At 69.2% G+C, this 25,576-nt stretch carries 22 protein-coding genes; 16 read left to right on the forward strand and 6 right to left on the reverse strand.

Translation table 11 applies throughout. The annotated features are described in order from the left end of the window. The 4 genes from BN118_RS00185 to BN118_RS00200 all read left to right on the forward strand — a co-directional run bounded on the left by BN118_RS00185 (window position 1) and on the right by BN118_RS00200 (window position 3,506). Window positions 1-1,101 (forward strand): amino acid ABC transporter permease, encoded by a 1,101-nt coding sequence (locus BN118_RS00185; RefSeq protein ID WP_014905386.1) that lies wholly within the window; start codon window positions 1-3, stop codon window positions 1,099-1,101. Window positions 1,102-1,155: 54 nt separating this feature from the next. Continuing rightward, window positions 1,156-1,896: an amino acid ABC transporter ATP-binding protein gene (locus BN118_RS00190; RefSeq protein ID WP_003815064.1), complete on the forward strand. Its 741-nt coding sequence runs from the start codon at window positions 1,156-1,158 to the stop codon at window positions 1,894-1,896. A gap of 120 nt (window positions 1,897-2,016) precedes the next feature. After that, entirely contained in the window at window positions 2,017-3,039 is a 1,023-nt protein-coding gene (locus BN118_RS00195; RefSeq protein ID WP_010931671.1) for a Bug family tripartite tricarboxylate transporter substrate binding protein, read from the forward strand. Next, window positions 3,039-3,506 carry a CopD family protein gene (locus BN118_RS00200; RefSeq protein WP_003815061.1) on the forward strand — a complete coding sequence of 156 codons (468 nt, stop codon included), beginning with the start codon at window positions 3,039-3,041 and terminating at the stop codon, window positions 3,504-3,506. Before BN118_RS00195 ends, BN118_RS00200 begins: the two co-directional genes overlap by 1 nt. An 18-nt stretch (window positions 3,507-3,524) precedes the next feature. Here BN118_RS00200 and glpK read toward each other — a convergent pair whose 3' ends face one another. Beyond that, window positions 3,525-5,051: a glycerol kinase GlpK gene (glpK, locus tag BN118_RS00205; RefSeq protein ID WP_010931670.1), complete on the reverse strand. Its 1,527-nt coding sequence runs from the start codon at window positions 5,049-5,051 to the stop codon at window positions 3,525-3,527. Continuing rightward, entirely contained in the window at window positions 5,038-6,495 is a 1,458-nt protein-coding gene (locus BN118_RS00210) for a DHA2 family efflux MFS transporter permease subunit (RefSeq protein WP_010931669.1), read from the reverse strand. The genes glpK and BN118_RS00210 overlap by 14 nt, the downstream gene beginning before the upstream one ends. 97 nt (window positions 6,496-6,592) lie before the next feature. Here BN118_RS00210 and BN118_RS00215 point away from each other — a divergent pair, with 97 nt between their 5' ends. From BN118_RS00215 to BN118_RS00230, 4 genes are all read left to right on the forward strand, one after another. Then, window positions 6,593-6,781 (forward strand): DUF3460 family protein, encoded by a 189-nt coding sequence (locus tag BN118_RS00215; RefSeq protein WP_003815055.1) that lies wholly within the window; start codon window positions 6,593-6,595, stop codon window positions 6,779-6,781. 26 nt (window positions 6,782-6,807) lie between these two features. After that, window positions 6,808-7,695: a segregation and condensation protein A gene (locus tag BN118_RS00220; RefSeq protein ID WP_003815053.1), complete on the forward strand. Its 888-nt coding sequence runs from the start codon at window positions 6,808-6,810 to the stop codon at window positions 7,693-7,695. Window positions 7,696-7,739: 44 nt separating this feature from the next. After that, window positions 7,740-8,582, forward strand: coding sequence for a pantoate--beta-alanine ligase (gene panC, locus BN118_RS00225; protein ID WP_003815051.1), 843 nt, complete (start codon window positions 7,740-7,742; stop codon window positions 8,580-8,582). Between the two features lie 97 nt (window positions 8,583-8,679). Continuing rightward, window positions 8,680-9,027, forward strand: a complete 348-nt coding sequence (locus tag BN118_RS00230) for a LuxR C-terminal-related transcriptional regulator (protein WP_003815049.1) — start codon at window positions 8,680-8,682, stop codon at window positions 9,025-9,027. Window positions 9,028-9,109: 82 nt separating this feature from the next. Here the strand turns inward: BN118_RS00230 and BN118_RS00235 are convergent, their stop codons facing one another. Next, window positions 9,110-9,853 (reverse strand): copper resistance protein NlpE N-terminal domain-containing protein, encoded by a 744-nt coding sequence (locus BN118_RS00235; protein ID WP_003815047.1) that lies wholly within the window; start codon window positions 9,851-9,853, stop codon window positions 9,110-9,112. 240 nt (window positions 9,854-10,093) lie between these two features. Between BN118_RS00235 and BN118_RS00240 the strand changes: the two genes are divergently transcribed. The 8 genes from BN118_RS00240 to BN118_RS00275 all read left to right on the forward strand — a co-directional run bounded on the left by BN118_RS00240 (window position 10,094) and on the right by BN118_RS00275 (window position 22,528). Next, entirely contained in the window at window positions 10,094-10,933 is an 840-nt protein-coding gene (locus tag BN118_RS00240) for a prepilin peptidase (protein WP_003820519.1), read from the forward strand. Window positions 10,934-10,935: 2 nt separating this feature from the next. Continuing rightward, window positions 10,936-11,586, forward strand: a complete 651-nt coding sequence (gene coaE / locus BN118_RS00245; protein WP_019247320.1) for a dephospho-CoA kinase — start codon at window positions 10,936-10,938, stop codon at window positions 11,584-11,586. 41 nt (window positions 11,587-11,627) lie between these two features. After that, entirely contained in the window at window positions 11,628-12,380 is a 753-nt protein-coding gene (gene zapD, locus BN118_RS00250; protein ID WP_023853184.1) for a cell division protein ZapD, read from the forward strand. Between the two features lie 180 nt (window positions 12,381-12,560). Next, window positions 12,561-13,811, forward strand: a complete 1,251-nt coding sequence (locus tag BN118_RS00255; protein WP_010931666.1) for an MdtA/MuxA family multidrug efflux RND transporter periplasmic adaptor subunit — start codon at window positions 12,561-12,563, stop codon at window positions 13,809-13,811. Continuing rightward, window positions 13,808-16,876: an MdtB/MuxB family multidrug efflux RND transporter permease subunit gene (locus BN118_RS00260; protein ID WP_010931665.1), complete on the forward strand. Its 3,069-nt coding sequence runs from the start codon at window positions 13,808-13,810 to the stop codon at window positions 16,874-16,876. The genes BN118_RS00255 and BN118_RS00260 overlap by 4 nt, the downstream gene beginning before the upstream one ends. After that, window positions 16,873-19,980, forward strand: a complete 3,108-nt coding sequence (locus tag BN118_RS00265) for a multidrug efflux RND transporter permease subunit (RefSeq protein WP_003815032.1) — start codon at window positions 16,873-16,875, stop codon at window positions 19,978-19,980. Before BN118_RS00260 ends, BN118_RS00265 begins: the two co-directional genes overlap by 4 nt. Continuing rightward, window positions 19,977-21,479, forward strand: a complete 1,503-nt coding sequence (locus tag BN118_RS00270; protein ID WP_041166113.1) for an efflux transporter outer membrane subunit — start codon at window positions 19,977-19,979, stop codon at window positions 21,477-21,479. Before BN118_RS00265 ends, BN118_RS00270 begins: the two co-directional genes overlap by 4 nt. A gap of 98 nt (window positions 21,480-21,577) precedes the next feature. Beyond that, on the forward strand, window positions 21,578-22,528 hold the full coding sequence (locus tag BN118_RS00275; protein ID WP_005012067.1) for an IS481-like element IS481 family transposase: 951 nt from the start codon (window positions 21,578-21,580) through the stop codon (window positions 22,526-22,528). Here BN118_RS00275 and BN118_RS00280 read toward each other — a convergent pair. The 3 genes from BN118_RS00280 to BN118_RS00290 form a co-directional block, all read right to left on the reverse strand. Next, window positions 22,525-23,475 carry an IS481 family transposase gene (locus tag BN118_RS00280; protein WP_014486105.1) on the reverse strand — a complete coding sequence of 317 codons (951 nt, stop codon included), beginning with the start codon at window positions 23,473-23,475 and terminating at the stop codon, window positions 22,525-22,527. The two genes, BN118_RS00275 and BN118_RS00280, sit on opposite strands and share 4 nt — an antisense overlap. Window positions 23,476-23,575: 100 nt before the next feature. Further along, the gene (locus BN118_RS00285) at window positions 23,576-24,538 is read right to left on the reverse strand and encodes a Nudix family hydrolase (protein ID WP_003815027.1); all 963 of its coding nucleotides are present in this window, start codon (window positions 24,536-24,538) and stop codon (window positions 23,576-23,578) included. Continuing rightward, window positions 24,531-25,397 carry an ATP-binding protein gene (locus BN118_RS00290; protein WP_003815026.1) on the reverse strand — a complete coding sequence of 289 codons (867 nt, stop codon included), beginning with the start codon at window positions 25,395-25,397 and terminating at the stop codon, window positions 24,531-24,533. Before BN118_RS00290 ends, BN118_RS00285 begins: the two co-directional genes overlap by 8 nt. Between the last annotated feature and the right edge of the window lie 179 nt (window positions 25,398-25,576).

Raw genomic sequence — 25,576 nt, forward strand, 5'->3', positions numbered from 1 at the left:
ATGAGCAGTGCTACGCATACCCCCGGCGAGGCGCTGCCTCCCCCGTCCGGCCATGTCGGCGTCTGGCATTGGCTGCGTACCCGCCTGTTCTCCTCGCCGCTGAGCATCCTGGCCACCGTGCTGCTGGCATGGCTGGTGCTGATGGCCGTGCCTGCGCTGGTCGAATGGGCGCTGATCGGCGCCAATTTCACCGCCACCTCGGCGCAGGAATGCCGCCAGTCGGAGGGGGCCTGCTGGGCCTTCATCGTCGAGAAGCATCGGCTGATCCTGTTCGGCACCTATCCGTACGACGAGCAGTGGCGGCCGCTGCTGGCCACCATCATCCTGATCGCCGTGATCGTGTGCAGCGGCATGCGCCGCTTCTGGAAGCCCAGCCTGGCGCTGGTCTGGATCGTGGGCCTGAGCGCGGTCGCGGTGCTGATGTGGGGCGGCGTGCTGGGCCTGACCTACGTCGAGAACGCGCGCTGGGGCGGCCTGCCGCTGACCCTGATCCTGGCCACCTTCGGCATCGCCCTGGCGTTTCCGTTCGGCGTGCTGCTGGCCCTGGGCCGGCGCTCGCGCATGCCGGCCATCAAGGCGCTGTGCGTCGTGTACATCGAGCTGATCCGCGGCGTGCCGCTGATCAGCCTGCTGTTCATGTCGTCGGTGATGCTGCCGCTGTTCCTGCCCGAGGGTTTTTCCATCGACAAGCTGCTGCGGGCGCAGATCGCCATCATCATGTTCGCGGCGGCCTATATCGCCGAGACCGTGCGCGGCGGCCTGCAGGCCATTCCCAAGGGGCAGTACGAAGGGGCGGACTCGCTGGGGCTGACCTGCTGGCAGCAGATGCGCAAGGTAATCCTGCCGCAGGCGCTGAAGATCGTCATCCCGCCGCTGGTCAGCATCTTCATTGCGTTGTTCAAGGATACGTCGCTGGTCGTGATCATCGGCATCTTCGACCTGACGCTGGCCGCCAAGGCCGCGCTGTCGGACGCCGCGTGGCGCGGCTTCGGGGTCGAGGCCTATGTGTTCATCGCCCTGATCTACTTCGTGTTCTGCTTCTCGATGTCCAAGTACAGCCAGGCGCTGGAGCACCGCCTGGCGACCGGTCATCAACGCTAGCAACTTGCCGGCGCCCCGACGCACGGGCGCCGGCGCCATTGAGGGAGTACATCCGTGACGGATGCCATCATTCGCATGCAGGACGTGAACAAGTGGTACGGCCAGTTCCACGTGCTGCGCAATATCAACCTGGACGTCGCGCCAGGCGAACGCATCGTGGTATGCGGCCCGTCGGGTTCGGGCAAGTCCACCATGATCCGCTGCATCAACCGGCTGGAGGAACACCAGCAAGGGCACATCATCGTCGACGGCACCGAGCTGACCAACGATCTCAAGCACATCGAGGCGATCCGCCGCGATGTCGGCATGGTGTTCCAGCACTTCAACCTGTTCCCGCACCTGACCGTGCTGGAGAACCTGACGCTGGGCCCGACCTGGGTGCTGAAGAAGTCGCGCGCCGAGGCCGAGGCCACCGCCATGAAGTACCTGGAGCGGGTGCGCATCCCGGAGCAGGCCACCAAGTATCCGGGGCAGCTGTCCGGCGGCCAGCAGCAGCGGGTGGCCATCGCGCGCTCGCTGTGCATGAACCCCAAGATCATGCTGTTCGACGAGCCCACCTCGGCGCTGGACCCGGAGATGGTCAAGGAAGTGCTGGACGTGATGGTGCGGCTGGCCCAGGAAAGCGGCATGACCATGCTGTGCGTCACGCACGAGATGGGTTTTGCCCGCAAGGTGGCCAACCGCGTGATCTTCATGGACCGTGGCGAGATCATCGAGCAGAACACGCCCGACGAGTTCTTCGACAATCCGCAGAACGAGCGCACCAAGCTGTTCCTGAGCCAGATCCTGCACTGAGGCGGCGGGCCGGGGCGGCGGGAAACGGCGCTGGCGCCGGGCTTTCCGGCGGATCGCCCGGCGGGACACTGGAGTATGCTACGGGCCGCACAGACGCCAAAAAGCACAGGAGACCCGCTTATGTCCCGCTCCCATTCCTTCGTTTCCGTCACGCGGCGCGCCCTGCTGGGCGGGGCCCTGGCCGTGGCGGCAGGCCTGTCGTGGACGGCCCCGGCCGTTGCGCAGGGCGACGCTTTCCCCGCCAAGCCGCTGCGCTTCGTGGTGCCTTACCCGCCCGGCGGCCCGCTCGATTCCATGGCCCGCCTGCTGGCCGAGAAGGTGCGCGAATCGCTGGGCCAGCCCATCATCGTCGAAAACCGCTCGGGCGCGGGCGGCAACATCGGCGCCGACCTGGTGGCCAAGGCCGCGCCGGACGGCTACACCCTGGTGATGGGCGCGGTCGCCACGCATGCCATCAACCCGTGGCTGTTCGCCAACCTGCCCTATGATCCGGTCAAGGACTTCGCCCCGGTCACCATCGTGGCGTCGGTGCCCAACGTGCTGGTCATGAACCTCGAGTTCGCCGAGAAGAACAACATCCAGAACCTGGGCGACCTGCTGGCCTATGCCAAAAAGAACCCCGGCCGCCTGAACTACGGCTCGGGCGGCAACGGCAGCGCCGGCCACTTGTCGGGCGAGCTGCTCAAGGCGCGCGCCGGCATCGCCGCCGAGCACATTCCCTACCAGGGCGCCGCGCCGGCCCAGCTGGCCCTGCTGTCGGGCCAGTCGGACTTCATGTTCGACAACCTGGCCGCCGCCGCGCCCCTGATCAAGGACGGCAAGGTCAAGGCGCTGGCCGTGACCACCGCCAAGCGCTCCTCGCTGCTGGCCGACGTGCCCACCGTGGAAGAAGCCGGCGTCAAGGGCTTCGACCTGGGGACCTGGTTCGGCGTGTTCACCACCGGCGGCACGCCCGCGGACGTGGTGGCCAAGCTGAACAAGGCCTATGCCGACGCGATGCGTCTGCCCGACGTGCGCCAGCGCCTGCTGACCATGGGGTCGGAGGCCGAGCCGATGACGGCCGACGCCTTCGCCGCATTCGTGAAGCAGGAAATGGCCAAGTACCAGGAAATCGTCAAGATCTCGGGCGCCAGCCTGAACTGATGCCGGAAGGCCGGCCGGGCGCCCGCGGGCCCCGGCCGTCGTACCCAATGTTGTATTCCTGGATCAAGATCGTGCACGTGGCGGCGATGGCCGCCTGGACGCTGGGGCTGCTGGTGCTCAGCTCGGTGACCGCGTTTCCGGCCCGCCAGGGCCAGGGACCCGGCCGTTTCGCGCAGCGCCTGGCGCGCTGCAACCGGTGGCTGATCTCGCCCGCCATGCTGCTGGGGGTGGGTTGCGGCCTTTATCTGGCTTCGATGGCCGGGTGGTTCGGACAACCCTGGCTGGACGTCAAGCTGGCCCTGGTGGGCCTGCTGGTCGTGTTGCATGGCGCGCAAAGCCTGGTGCTGCGCCGCCAGCTGGCCAGCCCCGCGGCCGGCGCGCCGGCGTGGCTGGCCGCGGGCGGCGCGGCGGTGTTCTTCGCCAGCGCCGCGATCGTGCTGCTGGCCGTGGTCAAGCCGTCTTTGTGACGCGCCGGCGCCGCGCCTTCACGCGTGGCCGGCGGCAGGGCGCGACCAGCCCTTCGATAGCTCCACCGCCTGGCGCCAGCGTTGCATGCGGGCTTCGCGCACATCGGCCGGCCAGGCCGGCTCGAAAGTGCGTTCGGCCTGCCACTGCGCGCCGAACTCGTCCAGGCTCGACCAGAACCCGACCGCCAGGCCCGCCAGCCCGGCCGCGCCCAGCGCGGTCGACTCGGGCACGCGCGGGCGCACCACCGGCACGCCCAGCAGGTCGGCCTGCATCTGCATCAGCAGGTCGTTGCGCGCCGCGCTGCCGTCGACGCGCAGCTCGGACAGCGGGATGCCGCTGTCGGCATTCATGCACGACAGCAGTTCGGCGCTTTGCAGCGCGATCGATTCGAGCGTGGCGCGCGCGATGTGGGCGCGCGTGGTGCCGCGCGTCATGCCCACCAGCGTGCCGCGCGCGTAGGGATCCCAGTGCGGCGCGCCCAGGCCGGCGAAGGCCGGCACCATGAATACGTCGTCCGTGTCGGCCACGCTGGCCGCCAGGGCCTCGATGTCGGCCGAGCGCTGGATGATGCCCAGGCCGTCGCGCAGCCATTGCACCGCTGCGCCGGCCATGAACACGCCGCCTTCCACCATGTAGGTGGCGTGCGTGGCGTTGCCCGCCGGCAGGCTCCAGCCCACGGTGGACAGCAGGTTGTGGCGCGAGGCCACCGGCGCGTCGCCCACGTTCATCAGCATGAAGCAACCGGTGCCGTAGGTGTTCTTGGCCATGCCCGGCGTGAAGCAGGCCTGCCCGAACGTGGCGGCCTGCTGGTCGCCGGCCACGCCGGCGATGGGTATCGAGCCGCCCAGCCACTCGGGCAGGGTTTCGCCGATGCGCGCGCTGCTGGGGGCGATGCGCGGCAATATGCCGCGCGGAATGTTCAAGAGGGCCAGGATATCGTCCGACCAGTCCTGGGCGTGCAGGTCGAACAGCATGGTGCGCGAGGCGTTGCTCGGGTCGGTGCTGTGCACGGCGCCGCCGGTCAGCTGCCAGACCAGCCAGGTGTCCATCGTGCCGAAGGCCAGCTCGCCGCGCTCGGCCATCTTGCGCGCGCCCGGCACGTGATCGAGCAGCCAGGCCAGCTTGGTGCCGGAAAAGTACGCGTCGACGACCAGGCCGGTGCGCTCCTGCAGCATCCGGCCGTGGCCGTCGTGCAGCAGTTTTTCGCACATCGCCGCGGTGCGGCGGTCCTGCCAGACGATGGCGCGGGCCAGCGGGCGGCCGGTGGCGCGCTCCCAGATCAGGGTGGTTTCGCGCTGGTTGGTGATGCCCAGCGCGGCGAGGTCGGCGGCGCTGGCGCCGGCGTTGCGCAGCGCCTCGCGCGCGACCTCGAGCTGGCTTTGCCAGATTTCGCCGGCATCGTGCTCGACCCAGCCCGGCCGCGGGTAGTGCTGGCGGAATTCGCGCTGCCCCATGCCGCGCACCGTGCCGGCGCGGTCGAACACGATGGCGCGGGAGCTGGTCGTGCCCTGGTCCAGCGCCAGGATGAATTCATTTGCCGTCACGGGGAACCTTGACGTTCTGAAGTTGGGCGCCGGCCGATGGCGCCAGACGGCGGAACGACAGCACCGAAAGCATGCACAGCGCGCCGACCACCATGAAGCCGACCACCACGTCGCCGATGGTCAGCGAGGCGGCGCCGCGCGCCGCCATGCTGACGTTGAGCGTGACGGCCGCCACGCCGACCCCCAGGCTGATGCCGAGCTGCTGCGCCATGGCGGCGAAGCTGCTGGCGCGGCTCATGCGTTCGGGGCCGATATCGGCATAGGTTAGCGTATTTACCGCCGTGAATTGCAGCGAACGGAAGAAACCGCCGGCCAGCAGCACGGCGATCATTGCCCAGGCCGGCGTCACGGGGGTGAAGGCGGCGCAGGCGACGATGAACAGGCCGGTGAGGATGGCGTTGATCGTCAGGACGCGGCGAAACCCGTAGCGGGTGACGATGGGCGTGGCCACGAATTTCATCAGCAGCGCGCCGGCGGCGCTGGCGAAGGTGATCATGCCGGCGGCAAACGGCGACAGGCCGAAGCCGACCTGCAGCAGCATGGCCAGCAGGAAAGGCACGGCGCCCACCGCGAAGCGGCACAGGTTGTCGCCCAGCACCGAAATGGCGAAGGTCGGCGTGCGCAGCAGCGACAGGTCCAGGATGGGGTGTTCGACGCGCCGCGAATGCCATACGTACAGCACGCCGCACAGCAGGCCGGCGGCGATCAGCGCGCCCAGCTCCAGCGGCGGCAGCAGCCCGTGGCCCAGCGCCTCGAAGGCGCTGACCAGCGCCGCCAGGCAGATGCCGCTCAGCAGGAAGCCGGGCAGGTCCAGGCGCGGGGCGTTTTCCTCGCGAATCTCGCTGACGAAGCGCAGCACCAGCGCGATGCCCAATATGCCGATCGGGATGTTGATCAGGAAAATCCAGTGCCACGACATGTACGTGACCATGAAGCCGCCCACCGGCGGGCCGATCACGGGGCCGAGCAGCGCCGGTATGGACAGGAACGACATGGCCTTGAGCAAGTCCTGCTTGGGCACGGTGCGCAGCAGGATGATGCGGCCCACCGGCACCATCATCGCGCCGGCCATGCCCTGGACGATGCGCGCGACCACCAGCTGGCCGAGGTTCTGCGACAGCGCGCAACCCACGGAGCTGAGGGTGAACAGGGTGATGGCGGCGATGAGGACGCGGCGCGCGCCGAAGCGGTCGGCGGCCCAGCCGCTGATGGGCACGAATACCGCCACCGCCAGCAGGTACGAGGTGATCGCCACGTTCAGGCGCACCGGCGTGGAGCCCAGCGCCGCGGCCATGGCCGGCAGGGCGGTGGCCACCACCGTGGAGTCCAGCATCTGCATGAACAGCGCGCACCCCACGATGAAGGGAATCATGCGGGCGGCGCGGGCGGCGTCCGGGTTGGCGAGAGGAGGGGGCGCGGCGGCTGTGGCGGGGTCTGCGGACATGTCTGGGGGACGCAAGAGGCGTCAATCGATTGTAACGCCGGCCCGGGGCCCGCCTGAAGTAAACTCCCCCTATCTGAAACCTGCTGAAGCTGTTGTCATGGCCAAAAACTACGAATCCGAGATCACCCGCTTCCTCAAGGAATACAAGACCGCGCATCCGGACACCGAGCAGCGCCAGCGCGAAGGCCGCGCCCGCCTGTGGGACAAGGCGCAGAACACCGAGCTGCTCGAAGGCTTTCGCGCCGCCCGCGTGCCGCAGAAGCCCTATGTGTATCAGGCCGACTGATACCCACGGGCCCGTGCGCGGCGCATATGGCACATAACGCCTCGATTTCCGGCGACGACCTGGCGGCGCTCGTGGAGCCACAGGTCGACAGCACGCCCGACGTGGTCGACAGCGTGGCGTTCGCGCGCCTGTACGGCGAGCCGCTGTTCCAGCTGCCCACCGACCTCTACATTCCGCCCGACGCGCTGGAAGTGTTCCTGGAGGCGTTCGAGGGGCCGCTCGACCTGCTGCTCTACCTGATCCGCAAGCAGAACTTCAACGTGCTCGACATCCCGATGGCCGATGTCACGCGGCAATACCTGTCGTATGTCGAGCAGATCCGTGTCCACAACCTCGAACTGGCGGCTGAATACCTGCTGATGGCCGCCATGCTGATCGAGATCAAGTCGCGCATGCTGCTGCCGGTCAAGAAGTCGGACACCGGCGAAGAGCCCGAGGACCCGCGCGCCGAACTGGTGCGTCGCCTGCTCGAGTACGAGCAGATGAAGCTGGCGGCGCAGAAGCTGGACGCGCTGCCCCAGCTGGGGCGCGATTTCGTGCGCAGCCAGGCGGTGGCCGAGATCAGCGTCGAGCGCATGCTGCCCGAGGTCAGCGTCGACGACCTGCGCGCCGCGTGGGCCGACATCATGAAGCGGGCGCGCCTGAACCAGCACCACCACATCACGCGCGAACAGCTGTCGGTGCGCGACCACATGACCCACATCCTGCGGCGCCTGAACGACGTGCGCTTCATGGAGTTCGGCGAGCTCTTCCTCGAACGCATCAACGAGGGCGCTCCGGTGGCCGTGGTGGTCGTGCACTTCATCGCCATGCTCGAACTGGCGCGCGAATCCCTGCTCGACATCACCCAGGCCGAGCCCTACGCGCCCATCTACGTGCGCCTGGCCTACGCCAGCGTGGCCGCCGCCGCGTAAGGCGGCCGGCCCCATCCCCGACCCGGCCCTTCCGGAGAACCCCCTTGAAAGTCGTACACACCATCCAGGACCTGCGGGATCACCTGCGCGGCCAGAACCGCGTGGCGTTCGTGCCCACCATGGGCAACCTGCACGAAGGACACCTGGCGCTCATGAAGCTGGCGCGCCAGCATGGCGACCCGGTGGTGACCAGTATTTTCGTCAACCGGCTGCAGTTCGGCCCCAACGAGGATTTCGACCGCTATCCCCGCACGCTGCCCGACGATGTCGCGAAGATGGAGCGCGACCGCGACGTCTATCTGGTGTTCGCGCCCGACGAGCGCGAGATGTACCCGGAGCCGCAGAACTACCGCGTGCTGCCGCCCGACGACCTGGGCGATATCCTCGAGGGCGAGTTCCGCCCGGGTTTTTTCACGGGCGTGTGCACCGTGGTGATGAAGCTGCTGGCCTGTGTGCAGCCGCGCGTGGCGGTGTTCGGCAAGAAGGACTACCAGCAGCTGATGGTGGTGCGCAACATGTGCCGGCAATTGCAGCTGCCGGTGGAAATCCTGGCGCACGAAACCGTGCGCGCCGATGACGGCCTGGCGCTGTCTTCGCGCAACCGCTACCTGTCGGAGGCCGAGCGCGCCGAGGCGCCGGTGCTGTACGAGACGCTGCGCGGCATCGCGCAGCGCCGCGCCGGCGGCGAGCAGGACCCGGCCGCGCTCGAACGGGTGGCCGCGCAGGCCCTGGCCGATCGTGGCTGGAAGGTCGACTACGTGGCGGTGCGCCGCCAGCGCGACCTGAAGGCTCCCGATGTGGCCGAGATGAGCGCCGGCGAGCCCCTGGTGGCGCTGGCCGCCGCGAAGCTGGGCGCCACGCGGCTGATCGACAACCTGGAGTTCTGAGCCGCGGCCGCGGCAGATCCTGTCAAATTTGACAGCTTCTCGGCGCAGGCCGGGCGTGGCAGACTGCATTGCAATCGTAGTTTGCAAAGGAGGTCCCATGCTTCCCACGCCTGGCAACGCCTCATCCGCGCAGCCGGCCCTGCCTGTCGTATCCATCTGCCATCCGATCGCGCCTTCCGTTGGCGGCCGCGCCGAGGCTCGGCCGCCGGCCGCCTTGACGGCACGCGAGCGCCAGGTGGCCGCCTATCTGGCGGCAGGCAAGGCAAACAAGGTCATTGCCATCGATCTGGGTATTTCCCGGCGTACCGCCGAAGCGCATCGCGCGCGCATCTTCCGCAAGCTGGGCGTGCGCAACGCGTTCGAGCTGGCCTGCCGCATGTGTCCGCATCGGCGCGCGGCCACGTCCATGGCGGGGCAGGGGGCGACCCCGGCCGGCGAGTCTTGAGTCCTCGGGTTTCGGTGCCTCTGCGTCGCGGGCGGGCGGCCTGCACGCATGGCAGGCCTGCCCGCGGCGCGTCAGCGCCGCATCAGGGGCACTTGGGCGCGGCCTGCTTGTCGAGCTCGGCGATGGCGTCCAGATCGGGCTGGCGGGTGAGGTTGTAGTTCAGGTTGGGGGTACGGCCGCCCACCGAACGTACGCGCAGCACGTTGTTGGCGGTCATGACCAGCTCGGCGCGCATGTTGCCGCTGCCGTCGAGCAGCAGCACGCGGGGCGGGCGTTCCTGGGTGGCGTCCCAGCAGCCTTGCTCGGCCACGGGGGCGCTGGCCTGGGGTTGCTTGTCCAGGTAGTTGGTGCGGCTGCGCCAGCGGCCGTTGGGCGCCAGGGTCAGCGTGACGCGCTGGGCTTCGCAAGCCAGGCCGGCGGCAAAGCACGGGAAAGTGCCCTGGTAGGTTTGCGCCTGCGGGATGATGGCTTGCGCGCCGGGGCTGGCCGTCTCGGGCTGCGGCTGCGGGGCTGCCTGGCCTTCGGGCACGGCCGTGCCGTCCTCGGTGGATTGCTGGCCGGCCTGGGCCTGGGCGTTCTGCTGGCGCGCGGGCTGGTTGGGCTTGAGCTCGATCTGCAGTTGCGACGGCGCGTGCACCACCGTACGGTAGCCGGCCGCCTGGCCCTGGTATTGGGCGTCGGTGATGGTGCTGGCGCCGGGCGGGTCGTAATAGCCGGCGCTGCGCTGTTGCGCGCAGCCGGCCAGGGCCAGGGTGCCTGCCAGTACGATTCCGGTCGCAAAACGGGTATTGAGACGAAGCGCGGGCGTATCGAGTGGGGCAGACATGGCAGCGTGTCCGGTTGGTTGTTCTGTAACTGCGATTCTACGCACTTATGAGAAGATCCGATACATTGTCGCGGCTTTGCGTGCGCAAGTGCGGCGTTTGTGCAAATCGGGGCGCGCCGCAATAATGCCGCCTGCGGCATCGCGCTGCCGCCCGGCCCTGGCGGACCTTCCGGTCCGGTACGCGCCGGGTGTCCGGCGCTTCCTCTTCTTGTCCTCCCTTTCCGTGTACCTCCTGGCGCCATGTGGCATGTCTTCCCGCTCGATCCGGCGTTGAATGTGGTGCTGGCCGCCCTGCTGGGGCTCGTGGCCGGCAGCTGGCTCAGCGTGGTGGCGCATCGGCTGCCGCGCATGATGGAGCGCGAATGGCGCACGGCCATGCGCGAGGAGGACGGCGGCGCCGAGTCGGGCTATGGCCTGTGGCGGCCGGCCTGGCATTGCCCGTCGTGCCAGGCCGCCTTGCGTGGCTGGCGCGCCGTTCCGCTGGCCGGCTGGTTGCTGCAGCGCGGCCGCTGCGGGCATTGCGGGCAGCCCATCGGGTTGCGCTACCCCATGCTCGAGCTGGCCGCGGCCGTGCTGTTTGCCGCCTGCGCCTGGCGCTTCGGGCCCACGCCGATGGCGCTGGCCGCCATGGGCCTGACCGGCGCGCTGCTGGCGCTGGCCTGGATCGATCTCGAACACAGCCTGCTGCCCGACGCGGTGACCCTGCCGCTGATCTGGGCCGGCCTGCTGGTCAACCTGGACGGCGCGCTGGCGCCGCTGCCGCTGGCCGTGCTGGGCGCGGTCGCGGGCTATCTGTTCCTGTGGGTGATCTTTCATTTCTTCCGCCTGCTGACCGGGCGCGACGGCATGGGTCATGGCGACTTCAAGCTGATGGCGGCGCTGGGCGCCTGGCTGGGGCTGGGGGCATTGCCGTGGTTGCTGCTGGGGGCCTCGCTGGCGGGCGTGCTGGTGGGCTGGAGCCTGCGGCTGGCCGGACGGGTCGGCAGGGGGCAGCCGCTGCCTTTCGGTCCTTACCTGGCGCTCGGCGGTATCCTGATGCTGCTGGCGGCGGGCCGGCCCGCCTGGCTGCAGTTCTATTGAGGATGGGCATGTACAAGATCGGATTGACCGGCGGCATCGGTTCGGGCAAGTCCCGGGTGGCCGACATGCTGGCCGAATGGGGCGCCAGCGTCATCGATGCCGACGAGATTTCGCATGCGCTGACCGCGCCCGGCGGCGCGGCCATGCCGGCCATCGCGCGCGAATTCGGCCCGCAGGCGGTGGCCGCCGACGGCGCGCTGGATCGCGCCTGGATGCGCGACCTGGTGTTTCGCGAACCCACGGCGCGCGGCCGCCTCGAAGCCCTGCTGCACCCGCTGATCGGCCTGCACACCGAGCAGGCCGCCGCACAGGCGCGCGGCCTGTACCTGGTTTTCGTCGTGCCCTTGCTGGTCGAATCCGGCCGCTGGCGCGGCCGGGTCGACCGCATCTGCGTGGTCGATTGCGACCCGGCCACGCAGATCGCCCGGGTGCAGAAACGCAGTGGGCTGACGGAGCCGGCCATCAGGCGTATCATGGCGGCACAGGCTGCGCGGGCAACCCGGCTGGAGGCCGCGGACGACGTCATCGTCAACGATGGCGCCACCTCGCCCGATACCTTGCGCGCGCGGGCAAGAACTCTGCACGACCGCTGGCTCGCGCTGGCGGGCGCGGCCAGCCAGCCAGGCGGCAAGGCGGCCGGTACCCCTGAATAACCCCGGCCCGCGGGCCGATCACCGACGGGCCTGTGGCAAGCGTGATTCTGTACGAATACCCTTTCAACGAACGTATCCGGGCCTATCTGCGTCTGGAGTACCTGTTCGACAGGTTGTTCTTTTTCGCGCGCGAGGGCGACGCCCGGCTGCACCAGATCGCGGTTTCCTCCCTGTTCGATCTGCTCGATGCCAGCGAGCGCACCGACATCAAGGGCGCGGTGCTGCAGGACCTGGAGCGCCAGCGCATGGCCCTGGTGGGGCTGCGCGACCATCCCGGCGTGGCCCAGGATGCGCTGGAGGCCATGCTGCGCGACATGGAGCGCGTGGTGGCGGCGCTGGCGGCGCAGGGCAAGACCGGCCAGGCATTGCGCGAGAACGAATGGCTGGTCAGCCTGCGCGGCAGGCTGGCGGTGCCGGGCGGCGCCACGCAGGTGGACATGCCGTCCTATCATGCCTGGCAGAACAAGCCCGAGTCGGTGCGCTGCGCCGACCTGCAAAGCTGGCTGGCCCCCTTGCTGCCCCTGCATGAAGGCCTGTCCATGGCGTTGCGGCTGCTGCGCGAATCCGGGCGGCGCGCCGATATCGCGGCCGAGCAGGGCGGCTACCAGCAGATGCTGGCCGGCAAGATCTACCATTTGCTGCGCGTCTGGGTCGATCCCAGCCTCGGCGTCTTTCCCGAGATCAGCGCCAACAAGTACATGGTCTGGATACGCTTCTCGACCCAGGACGGCGAGGTCAAGCCGCAGCAGGTGTCGCGCGACGTGGCGTTCCAGATGTCGCTCTGCAGCTCCTGACGGCGCGCCGGCGCCGGCCGGCATCGCCCGCGTTGCCCCTGTCCGGGCCGAACGACCCGTGATCGCGGGCGTGTGGGGGCCGAATCCTGTTGCGGTCTATTTCAGCAGCGCCCGGCAAACTGCCAGTTTGGGCCGGTCTGGTGGAAAATAGCGGCTCCTTGCCGTCTTGCCGGATACCTCATGCCTGAAAGCCGTTCCGTTGCGCCGCCTGCCCGCCAGGGGCGCCGCCGCCTGATCGCAGCCGCGATCGCCGTCCTGGCCGTCCTGGCCCTGGCCTGGTGGCTGTGGCCGAAGGACACGGGCGGGCAGCAGGGCCGGCCCGGCGGCCGCGGCGCCATGCGCGGCGGCCCGGCCTCGATGATGAACATGGCGGTGCCGGTGCGCGTGGGCGAGGCCCGCACCCAGGATATCCAGATCGTCCTGCGGGCGCTGGGCACGGCGACCGCCTACAACACCGTGACGGTGCGCAGCCGCGTCGATGGCGAACTGGTCAAGGTGGCGTTCCAGGAAGGCCAGCACGTCAAGGCCGGCGATCTGCTGGCGCAGGTCGACCCGCGGCCCTTCGAGGTGGCGCTGGCGCAGGCGCAGGGCCAGCAGCAGCAGAACCTGGCGCAACTGGAAAACGCGCGCCGCGACTTGCAGCGCTACCAGACGCTCTACAAGCAGGATTCGATCGCCCGCCAGCAGCTCGACACGCAGGCGGCGCTGGTGCGCCAGTACGAGGGCACCATCAAGAGCGACCGGGCGGCCGTGGACAGCGCCCGGCTGCAACTGGATTTCTCGCGCATCACCGCGCCCATCGCTGGCCGGCTCGGCCTGCGCCAGGTGGACCAGGGCAACCTGATTTCCAGCGGCGACGCCAATGGCCTGGTGGTGATCACCCAGACCCAGCCCATCGCGGTGGTGTTCACGCTGCCCGAAACCCAGCTGCCCGAGGTGCTGGCGCAGTTGCGCGCCGGGCGGCAGCTGCCGGTGGAAGCCTATGACCGCGCCGACACGCGCCGCATCGCCAGCGGCCAGCTCGAGACCGTCGACAACCAGATCGACGTGGCCACCGGCACGGTCAAGCTGAAGGCGCGTTTCGACAACGCCGAGGAGGCGCTGTTTCCCAACCAGTTCGTCAACGTGCGCCTGTATGTCGAGACGCGCAGCGGCATGACCGCGATACCCAACGCGGCGGTGCAGCAGGGTTCGGCCGGCGCCTTCGTGTTCCTGGCCCAGCCCGATGACACGGTGTCGGTGCGGCAGGTCAAGCTGGGCGCCATCAACGGCGACTGGGTGGCGGTCAACGAGGGCCTGCAGCCCGGCGACAAGGTCGTGGTCGAAGGCATGGACCGGCTGCGCGCCGGCGCCAGGATAGAGATCGTGACCGGCACCACGCCGGAAGCGGCCGCGCCGGTCAATACCGGGGCGCCCAGGCGGACGCCGTGAGCCCGTCGCGCCTGTTCATCCTGCGGCCGGTCGCCACCACCTTGTCGATGGTGGCGATCCTGATCGCCGGCCTGATCGCCTATCGGCTGCTGCCCGTGTCGGCGCTGCCCGAAGTCGACTATCCGACCATCCAGGTGGTCACGCTGTATCCCGGCGCCAGCCCCGATGTGATGACCTCGCTGGTGACCTCGCCGCTGGAGCGCCAGTTCGGCCAGATGCCGGGCCTGAACCAGATGTCGTCCACCAGCTCCGGCGGCGCGTCGGTCATCACGCTGCAGTTCAGCCTCGACCTGTCGCTGGACGTGGCCGAGCAGCAGGTGCAGGCGGCCATCAACGCGGCCTCCAACCTGCTGCCCAACGATCTGCCGGTGCCGCCCACCTACAACAAGGTCAACCCGGCCGACGCGGCCGTGCTGACCCTGGCGGTGACCTCGCCCACCATGCCGCTGCCGCAGGTGCGCGACCTGGTCGATACGCGCATGGCCCAGCGGCTGTCGCAGATTCCCGGCGTGGGCCTGGTCAGCGTGGCGGGCGGGCAGCGCCCGGCGGTGCGGGTACAGGTCAATCCGCAGGCCCTGGCCTCGGCCGGCCTGAGCCTGGCGGACCTGCGCACGGCGGTGGTCGGCGCCAACGTCAATCAGCCCAAGGGCAACCTGGACGGGCCGATCCGCTCCACCACCATCAACGCCAACGACCAGCTGAAGTCGCCCACCGACTACAACGACCTGATCATCGCCTACCGCAACGACGCGCCGCTGCGCCTGTCCGACGTGGCGCGCGCGGTGCAGGGCGCCGAGGACATCCGCCAGGCGGCCTGGGTGGGCGACAAGCCCGCCATCCTGCTGAACGTGCAGCGCCAGCCCGGCGCCAACGTGATCGACGTGGTGGACTGCATCCATGCCTTGCTGCCGCAGCTGCGCGCCGCGATGCCGGCCACGCTGGACCTGGTGGTGGTGGCCGACCGCACCCAGACCATCCGCGACTCGGTGGCCGACGTGCAGTTCGAGATGCTGCTGGCGGTGGGGCTGGTGGTGCTGGTCACGTTCCTGTTCCTGCGCAGCCTCACGGCTACCGTGATCCCCAGCGTGGTGGTGCCGCTGTCGCTGATCGGCACGTTCGGCATCATGTACCTGGCCGGCTTCAGCATCAACAACCTGACCCTGATGGCGCTGACCATCGCGACCGGCTTCGTGGTCGACGACGCCATCGTCATGATCGAGAACATCGCGCGCCACCTGGAAGAGGGCGAGACGCCCCTGCAGGCGGCGCTCAAGGGCGCCGCGCAGATCGGCTTCACGCTGATTTCGCTGACCTTCTCGCTGATCGCCGTGCTGATTCCGCTGCTGTTCATGACCGAGGTGGTGGGGCGGCTGTTCCGCGAGTTCGCGGTGACGCTGGCCGTGGCGATCCTGATCTCGCTGGTGGTGTCGCTGACGCTTACGCCGATGATGTGCGCGCGCCTGCTGCGGCCCGAGTCCGAGCAGCGCCATGGGCGCTTTCACCAGGCCACCGGCGCGCTGATCGACCGCGTGATCGCCGGCTACGACCGCATGCTGCTGGTGGCGCTGGGCACCTTCGCGCTGACGGTGCTGCTGTACATCGTCGTGCCCAAGGGCTTCTTTCCGCAGCAGGACAGCGGGCTGATCCAGGCCATCACGCAGGCGCCGCAGACCATCTCGTTCGCCGCCATGTCGCAGCGCCAGCAGGAGGCCGCGCGCATCATCGTGCAGGATCCCGACGTGGCCGCCGTGTCCTCGTTCATCGGCGTCGACGGCAGCAACCCCACGCTGAACAACGGCCGCATGCAGATCGCCCTCAAGCCGCAGAGCGAGCGCAGCGGCGATCTCAAGACCGTGATGGCGCGCCTGCAGGACGCGCTGCATGGCGGGACCGACCTGGGCCTGACGGTGTACATGCAGCCGGTGCAGGACCTGACCATCGAGGACCGCGTCAGCCGCACGCAATACCAGATGACGCTGTCCAACCCCGACCTGGCCGTGCTCAGCGAGTGGGCGCCCAGGCTGGTCGAGCGGCTGCGCCAGGTGCCGCAGCTTGCCGACGTCACCTACGACCTGCAGGACCAGGGCCTGCAGACCTGGGTCGAGATCGATCGCGACGCCGCCTCGCGGCTGGGGATCACCGCCGCGGTGATCGACGAGGCGCTTTATGACGCATTCGGCCAGCGGCTGATTTCCACCGTCTTCACGCAGTCCAACCAGTACCGGGTGGTGCTGGAGGTGCTGCCGCAGTTCCGCCAGTCGCCCCAGTCGCTGGACCATATCCATGTGCCGACGGCTTCCGGCGCGCAGGTGCCGCTGTCGTCGGTCGCGCGCATTTCCGAGGGGCGCACGGTGCTGGCGGTCAACCGGCTCGACCAGTTCCCCATGACCACGGTGTCGTTCAACCTGGCGCCCGGGGCCTCGCTGTCGGGCGCGGTCGAGGCGATTTCGGCCGTGCAGGCCGAAATCGGGCTGCCGCTGGCGATCGACACGCGCTTCCAGGGGGCGGCGCTGGCGTTCCAGAATTCGCTCGACAGCACGCTGTGGCTGATCCTGGCCGCGGTGGTCACCATGTACATCGTGCTGGGCATCCTGTATGAAAGCTACATCCACCCGATCACGATCCTGTCCACCCTGCCTTCGGCCGGGGTGGGGGCGCTGCTGGCCCTGCTGATCAGCGGCACCGACCTGGACATGATAGGCATCATCGGCATCATCCTGCTGATCGGCATCGTCAAGAAGAACGCCATCATGATGATCGACTTCGCCCTGGAGGCCGAGCGCAAGCGCGGGCTGGCGCCGCGCGAAGCCATCCACGAGGCGGCGCTGCTGCGCTTTCGGCCCATCCTGATGACGACGCTGGCGGCCCTGTTCGGCGCGCTGCCGCTGATGCTCTCGACCGGCACCGGGGCCGAGCTGCGCCAGCCCCTGGGGCTGGTGATGGTGGGCGGGCTGCTCGTCAGCCAGGTGCTGACGCTGTTCACCACGCCGGTGATCTACCTCATGTTTGACCGGCTGGCGCGCCGTCGCGGCGGCGCCGGCGCGGCCGCGCGGCAGGCGCCATGATTCTGTCGGCGCCGTTCATCGTCCGTCCGGTGGCCACCACGCTGCTGTGCCTGGGCGTGGTGCTGGCCGGGCTGCTGGCGTACCGCCTGTTGCCGGTCGCGCCCCTGCCGCAAGTGGACATCCCGACCATTTCGGTATCGGCCAGCCTGCCCGGCGCCAGCCCCGAGACCATGGCCTCCAGCGTGGCCACGCCGCTGGAGCGCTCGCTGGGCAGCATCGCCGGCGTTACCGAGATGACCTCGCGCAGCTCGCAGGGGTCGACCCGCATCACCCTGCAGTTCGATCTCAGCCGCGACGTCGATGGCGCGGCGCGCGACGTGCAGGCCGCCATCAACGCGGCGCGCTCGCTGCTGCCCACCAGCCTGCGCAGCAACCCCACGTACCACAAGGCCAATCCGTCGGCGGCGCCGATCATGACGCTGGCCATGACCTCGGCCACGCTGGGCCAGGGCAAGCTGTACGACCTGGCCTCGACCATCGTCGCGCAGAAGCTGGCCCAGGTGAACGGCGTGGGCGAGGTGACGGTGGGCGGCAGCTCGCTGCCGGCGGTGCGCGTCAACCTCATTCCGGGCGCGCTGGCCAATCGCGGCGTGTCGCTCGACGAGGTGCGCCAGGCGCTGTCCAGTGCCAACGCCAACCGCCCCAAGGGCATGGTGGAGAACGACCAGTACCACTGGCAGGTCATGGCCAGCGACCAGCTCGACCGCGCCGAGCAGTACCGGCCGCTGATCGTGGCCTGGCGCGACGGCGCGGCCGTGCGGCTGTCCGACGTGGCCAGCGTGGAAGACTCGGTCGAGGACCTGTACCAGACCGGCTTCTACAACGACCGCAAGGCCATCCTGATGATCGTGCGGCGCCAGGCCGACGCCAACATCATCGAGACCGTCGACGCGGTGCGCGCCCAGCTGCCCCAGCTGGCGGCCCTGCTGCCGGGCGACGTGGACCTGACCGTGGCGCAGGATCGCACGCCCAGCATCCGCGCCTCGCTGCACGAGGCCGAGCTGACGCTGGTCATCGCGGTGGGCCTGGTGGTGCTGGTGGTGCTGCTGTTCCTGCGCCGGCTGCGTGCCGCCTTCATTCCCAGCGTGGCGGTGCCGGTATCGCTGATCGGCACCTTCTGTGTGATGTACTTGTGCGGCTACACGCTGAACACCATTTCGCTCATGGCCCTGATCGTGGCCACCGGGTTCGTGGTCGACGACGCCATCGTGGTGCTGGAAAACATCATGCGGCATATCGAGCGCGGCGCCACGCCCATGCGCGCGGCGCTGCGCGGCTCGCGCGAGGTGGGCTTCACCGTGCTGTCGATGAGCCTGTCGCTGGTGGCGGTGTTCATCCCCATCCTGCTGATGGGCGGCGTGGCGGGGCGGCTGTTTCGCGAGTTCGCCGTGACCCTGTCGGCCTCCATCCTGGTTTCGCTGGTGGTGTCGCTGACGCTCACGCCCATGATGTGCGCGCGGCTGCTGCGCGCCGAGCCGGCCGCGCCGCGCCCGCCGGGGCGGATCGGACGCCTCTGGACGCGCCTGTACGGCGGCATGCAGGGCGGCTACGAGCGCAGCCTGGGCTGGGCGCTGGCGCATGCGCGGCTGATGATGCTGATCCTGGCCGCCACCATCGGGCTCAACGTGTATCTGTACATGGTGGTGCCCAAGGGCTTTTTCCCGCAGCAGGACACCGGCCAGCTGCTGGGCTTTTTCCGCGGCGACCAGGGCACCTCGTTCCAGGCCACGGTGCCCAAGCTGGAGTACTTCCGCAAGGTCATCCTGGCCGACCCGGCGGTGCAGAGCGTGACGGCCTACGCGGGCGGTCGCGGCGGCAGCAATTCCAGCTTCATGCAGATCCAGCTCAAGCCGCTCGAAGAGCGCGGCGTGAGCGCCGACACGGTCATCAACCGGTTGCGCGGGCGCCTGCAGAACGAACCCGGCGCGCGCATGTTCCTGGTGGCGCAGCAGGATATCCATATCGGCGGGCGCCAGAGTTCCGGCTCGTACGACTACACGCTGATGTCCGGCGACCTGGCGCTGCTGCGCGAATGGATGCCCAGGGTGCAGCGGGCCATGGCGGCATTGCCCGAAATCACCGATGTGGACGCCGATGTCGAGGACAAGGGGCGCCAGATCGACCTGGTGATCGACCGCGATGCCGCCACGCGGCTGGGCGTGAGCATGGCCACCATTTCGGCCGTGCTGAACAATTCATTCAGCCAGCGCCAGGTTTCGGTCATCTACGGGCCGCTGAACCAGTACCACGTGGTCATGGGCGTGGATCCGCGCTTCGCGCAGGATATCGAGTCGCTCAAGCAGGTGCATGTGATCGCGGCCGACGGCCAGCGCGTGCCGCTGGCGGCTTTCGCGCAGCTGAAGGTGGCCAACGCGCCGCTGTCGGTCAGCCACCAGGGGCTGTTCGTGGCCGATACGATTTCGTTCAGCCTGTCGCCCGGCGTATCGCTGGACCAGGCCACCGGCGCCATCGACGCGGCCGTGGCCCGGATCGGCCTGCCGTCGGACCAGATCCAGGCGGGTTTCCAGGGCACGGCGGCCGAGCTGCAGAAGACGCTGGCGCGCCAGCCATGGCTGATCCTGGCGGCGCTGGTGACGATGTATATCGTGCTGGGCATTCTGTACGAAAGCCTGGTGCACCCGCTGACCATCCTGTCCACGCTGCCGTCGGCCGGCATCGGCGCGCTGCTGGCCCTGATGCTGCTCGGCCACGAGTTCACCCTGATCGCGCTGATCGGCGTGTTCCTGCTGATCGGCATCGTCAAGAAGAACGCCATCATGATGGTCGACTTCGCGCTGGAGGCCGAGCGGCGCGATGGCCTGGACGCGCGCGCGGCGATCCTGCGCGCCTGCCTGACGCGTTTCCGTCCCATCATGATGACGACCATGGCGGCCATTTTCGGCGCCTTGCCGCTGATGCTGGCCAGCGGGCCTGGCGTGGAGATGCGCCGTCCGCTGGGCATCACCATCGTGGGCGGCCTGGTGCTCAGCCAGATCCTTACCCTGTACACCACGCCGGTGGTGTACCTGTACCTGGACCGCTTCCGCCTGTGGGCCGCGCGCCGGCGCGCGGCGCGGTCCGCTCCTGATCCCACCCGCCCATGATCCGTATGCCTGGTTTCCGATTCTCCGTTCCGCCGCGCCGCCGGCTGGCCGTCGCGGCGCTGTGCGCGGCGCTGGGCGGCTGTGCGGTCGGGCCCGACTACCAGCGACCCGCCATCGACGTGGGGGCCGCCTACAAGGAGGCCGCCGCGCCGCAGCCCGGCTGGACGCCCGCGCAGCCCAGCGACGAGAGCGCGCGCGGGCAATGGTGGCAGGTGTATGGCGACCCGGTGCTCGACGGCCTGGTGCAGCAATTGAACCAGGGCAACTACTCCGTGGCGCAGGCCGAGGCCAATTATCGCCAGGCCCAGGCGCTGGTGCGCAATGCGCGCGCCGGCTTCTTCCCCACCATAGGCGCGGGCGCCGACGTGACGCGGTCCGGCTCGGGCGGCGGCAGCGGCGCCGGCTCGAACGGCAGCTCGGTCGGCAACCAGTACTCGCTCAGTGGGTCGGTCAGCTGGGAAGTCGATGTGTGGGGCCGGGTGCGCCGCGAAGTCGAGTCCAGCCGCGCCGAGGCGCAGGCCAGCGCGGCGGACCTGGCCGTCACCCGCCTGAGCGCGCAGGCCGCCCTGGTGCAGAACTACCTGCAATTGCGCGTGCTCGACGAGCAGAAACGCCTGCTCGACGCCACGGTGCTGGCCTACGAGCGCTCGCTGCGCCTGACGCAGAGCCGCTACGAAGCCGGCGTGGTGGGCAAGTCCGACGTGGCGGTGGCGCGCACCCAGCTGGAGAACACGCGGGCCCAGTCCATCGACCTGGACTGGCAGCGCGGCCAGTTCGAGCACGCCATCGCGGTGCTGATGGGGCAGGCGCCTTCGCGCTTCGCCCTGCCGGCGCAGCCGTTCGCGCAGCAACTGCCGGACATCCCGGCGGGCCTGCCCTCGCAACTGCTGGAGCGCCGGCCCGACGTGGCGGCCGCCGAGCGGCGCGCGGCCGCCGCCAATGCGCAGATCGGCGTGGCGCAGGCGGCCTGGTTCCCGGACCTGACCTTGTCGGCCAGCGGCGGTTTTCGCAGCGGCCAGTTCGCCGAGTGGCTGACCGCGCCGGCGCGCTTCTGGACCCTCGGCCCGGCGCTGGCCATGACGCTGTTCGACGGCGGCGCGCGTTCGGCGCGCGTCGAGCAGGCCCGCGCCGCCTATGACGCGCAGGCGGCCGCCTACCGCCAGAGCGTGCTGACGGCGCTGCGCGAGGTGGAGGATTACCTGGTGCAGCTGCGCGTGATGGAGCACGAGCAGCAGGTGCAGCGCAATGCGCTCGAGTCCGCGCGCGAATCGCTGCGCCTGGCGCGCAACCAGTACGAGCAGGGGCTGATCGACTACCTGAGCGTGGCGGTGCTGGAAACCACCGCGCTGAACACCGAGCGCAACGCCATCAGCCTGCTGGGCAGCCGGCTCAACGCCAGCGTGCAGCTGATCGCGGCGCTGGGCGGCGGGTGGCAGGGCTTGCCGGCCGAGGCGGCGGCCAGCGCGGCGGCCGAGCCGTCCGCGCCGTCCGCGCCCTAGCTGTGAAGATTCAATAGGTTGTATGCATGGTTCATCCGAACCGGATTTGAGAAACTGGAAATCGCCACCCCCCCAGTTCACTCAAGGAGCCCGGCCGGATGAACACCCATAAGCATGCCCGATTGACCTTCCTACGTCGACTCGAAATGGTCCAGCAATTGATCGCCCATCAAGTTTGTGTGCCTGAAGCGGCCCGTGCCTATGGGGTCACCGCGCCGACTGTGCGCAAATGGCTGGGCCGCTTCCTGGCTCAGGGCCAGGCGGGCTTGGCCGATGCGTCCTCGCGCCCGACGGTCTCGCCCCGAGCGATTGCGCCGGCCAAGGCGCTGGCTATCGTGGAGCTGCGCCGCAAGCGGCTGACCCAAGCGCGCATCGCCCAGGCGCTGGGCGTGTCAGCCAGCACCGTCAGCCGCGTCCTGGCCCGCGCCGGTCTGTCGCACCTGGCCGACCTGGAGCCGGCCGAGCCGGTGGTGCGCTACGAGCATCAGGCCCCCGGCGATCTGCTGCACATCGACATCAAGAAGCTGGGACGTATCCAGCGCCCTGGCCACCGGGTCACGGGCAACCGACGCGATACCGTTGAGGGGGCCGGCTGGGACTTCGTCTTCGTGGCCATCGATGACCACGCCCGCGTGGCCTTCACCGACATCCACCCCGACGAGCGCTTCCCCAGCGCCGTCCAGTTCCTCAAGGACGCAGTGGCCTACTACCAGCGCCTGGGCGTGACCATCCAGCGCTTGCTCACCGACAATGGCTCGGCCTTTCGCAGCCGCGCCTTCGCCGCGCTGTGCCATGAGCTGGGCATCAAGCACCGCTTTACCCGACCTTACCGCCCACAGACCAATGGCAAGGCCGAACGCTTCATCCAGTCGGCCTTGCGTGAGTGGGCTTACGCTCACACCTACCAGAACTCCCAACACCGAGCCGATGCCATGAAATCCTGGCTACACCACTACAACTGGCATCGACCCCACCAAGGCATCGGGCGCGCTGTACCCATCTCCAGACTCAACCTGGACGAATACAACCTATTGACAGTTCACAGCTAGCTGTCGATTCTCAATAGGTTATTCACATCTGGGATACGCGTGATGGGTGGCTGATGTCCGAGAGCGGAGTGTGGCCGATACCAGTTGTAGCGGTCAATGAAGGGCTGCAAGGCAGCCTGTCGTTCGGCTGAGCTCGTGTAGGGCCTGGCGTATGCCCACTCCCGTAAGCAGGTCTGCACGAGGCGCTCGGCCTTGCCGTTGGTCTTGGGGGTGTAGGGGCGGGTGCGGATGTGACGGATTCCCAGCTCCACGCACACCGCCCGAAAGGTCCTGGAGACGTAGCCGCTGCCGTTGTCGGTCATCACGCGGTCGATGCGCACGCCCAGACTGGCGTAGTAGGCGGTGGCTTGGCGCAGGAACTCAGCGCACTGATCGCCGCCTTCATCGTCGAGGATGCGAGCAAAGGACACGCGCGAGAAGTCATCGATGGCCAGGTGCACAGCGTCCCAGCCAATGCCGCGGTTGCGGTTCTGGGCCCGATCGCCGGTGATGCGATGGCCCACGCCCCGGATGCGGCCCAGCCGCTTGGTGTCGATGTGCAGCAGCTCGCCTGGGCTGGCGCGTTCATAGCGGCGCACCGGCGCCGGCGGCTCCAACGAGGCGAGTCGACTCAGGCCGATGCGTTCCATATACCGCGCCACGGTGGCCAGGCTGCGGCCGGCTTCACGCGCGATGCGCCACAGCGGCAGACGCTGGCGGCGCTGCTGGGCGAAGTGCTCAACCTGCTCGGGCGCACAGGCCTTCGGGCTGCGGTGCGGGCGAGAACTGCGGTCAAGCAGGCCGTCCAGACCTTCGCTTCGGAAGCGGGCAAGCCACTTGTAACCGGTGCGCAGGCTCACCCCTGCCGCCTGGCTGGCCTGCCTCATCGTCCAGTTCTGTTGCATCACCCTGTTAACAAGAAGGGCTCGACCTAGGCGGGTCAATCGCGCATGCTTATGGTTGTTCATCCAGTGTCCTGCCCTGAGTTGCGATGGCGTGGTAACCACAGCATCCCAGGTCCGGCCTGGATGAACAACCTATTGAGACATCACACCTAGCGCCGTTGCGTCAGAGCAGCCCGCGGATCCCGGCGATGCCGTGCGCGCCGTGCAGGCGCGCCTCGGCCAGGGTGGCGGGCGACTGGCCGCCCAGCGCGTAGACCGGCATGCCGGCGTCGCGGATGCCGGCCGCGAAGCCGGGCCAGCCCAGCGGCGCCTGCTCCGGGTGGCTGGCGGTGGCGAGCACCGGGCCCAGCACCGCGAAATCCGCGCCCAGGTCGCGTGCATGCACGATCTCGGCATGGCCGTGGGCCGAGACGCCCACCAGCGCGCCCTCGGGCAGCGCCGGACGCTGCTTGAGCGCCTGCGCGTCGCGCGCTGTCAGATGTACGCCGTCGGCTTCGCGCCACCAGGCCTGCGGATGGCGGCTGCTGACCAACAGGCGCGCGCCGGCGGCGCGGCATTGCGCCAGGATGGCCTGCATGGCGTCGCGCAGCGAAGCGGCGTCGGCGCCGCCGGGCCAGTCGGGCTCGCGCAGCAGCACCAGTTTCAGGCCCCCGTCCAGGGCTTGCCGCAGCCGCGCGGTGAAATCGGCCAGTGCGGCGGGCGCGCCGATGGCGCTGATGGCGTAGGCGGTGGGCAGCTGCAGCCAGCGCAGCGGCGGCAGGGCCGCCGGCAGCAGGTCGCCGACCTCGTGCGCGCGCGCCGGGTCGACCCATTCCAGGCGCTGGTTTTCCAGCCCGCGGGGTTCGCCTTCCCAGCCGGTGACGTGGCAGAACGCCAGCCGCACGGTGGTGTGCGGGTAGACGTGCACATAGGTCACCCAGGGGTGCGCCTCGGTCACGCGGATGCCCAGCTCTTCATGCAGTTCGCGCGCCAGGGCCTGCAGCACGGTTTCGCCCGGCTCCAGCTTGCCGCCGGGCAGCTCCCACCAGCCGGCCCAGGGCTTGCCCTCGGGGCGCTGCCCCAGCAGCAGCTGGCCATCCGGGCGCAGGATCAGGCCCGCGGCGACATCGACGATTTTTTCAGACATGGCGGGCGGCCCAGTCGCGTGCGAATTGATAGGCGACCCGGCCCGAGCGCGAGCCGCGTTCGAGCGTCCACTGCAGGGCCTCGGTGCGCGAGGCCTCGATCTGGTCGGCCGGGCAGTTCAGCTCGCGCAGCCAGTGGTAGACGATGTCCAGGTAGTCGTCCTGCTTGAACGGGTAGAACGACAGCCACAGGCCGAAGCGCTCGGACAGCGAGATCTTTTCCTCGACGGTTTCGCCGGGGTGGATCTCGCCGTCGGGCTGGTGCTTGGCGGCCAGGTTCTCGCTCATGTATTCGGGCATCAAGTGGCGGCGGTTCGAGGTGGCGTAGATCAGCACGTTGTCGCCCGAGGCCGCGACCGAGCCGTCGAGCACGGATTTCAGCGCTTTGTAGCCGGCCTCGCCTTCCTCGAACGACAGGTCGTCGCAGAACACGATGTAGCGCTCGGGCCGCGCCGCCACGAGCTCGACGATGTCGGCCAGGTCGCCCAGGTCGGACTTGTCCACTTCGATCAGGCGCAGGCCCCGGTCGCCGTAGGCGGCCAGCATGGCCTTGACCAGCGAGCTCTTGCCGGTGCCGCGCGCGCCGGTCATCAGCACATTGTTGGCCGGCTTGGATTCGAGGAACTGGCGCGTGTTGCGGTCGATGATGTCTTTCTGGCGCTCGATGTGCTGCAGATCGTCCAGCTCGATGCGCGCCACGTGGCGCACGGCGTCCAGCCAGCCGCGCGAACCGCGCTTGCGCCAGCGGTAGGCGTGGGCGGACCAGTCGATGTCGGGCGGCGCCGGCGGCAGCCAGGCTTCCAGTTGCGCCAGCACGCGCTCGGCGCGGGCGAGGAGGGGGGTGAGGTCTGTTGCGGTCACTGCGGTTCCTTGGCGGCGGCGCCCGGCGGGACGCCGCGTTTACGGTTGCTCGATGACGCCGGCGCCGCGCCGCGGGATAGGGCGCGGTGGGCCGGCAGGCGCGCGGACGGGGATGGCGCCGCGCGCTGCAGACGGGGCTTGCGGGCGCGCGGCGGCCGGGCGGCGTGCGCCGCGGCCAT

Source organism: Bordetella pertussis 18323, assembly GCF_000306945.1.
In the GTDB taxonomy this organism is placed as follows: Bacteria; Pseudomonadota; Gammaproteobacteria; order Burkholderiales; family Burkholderiaceae_B; genus Bordetella; species Bordetella pertussis.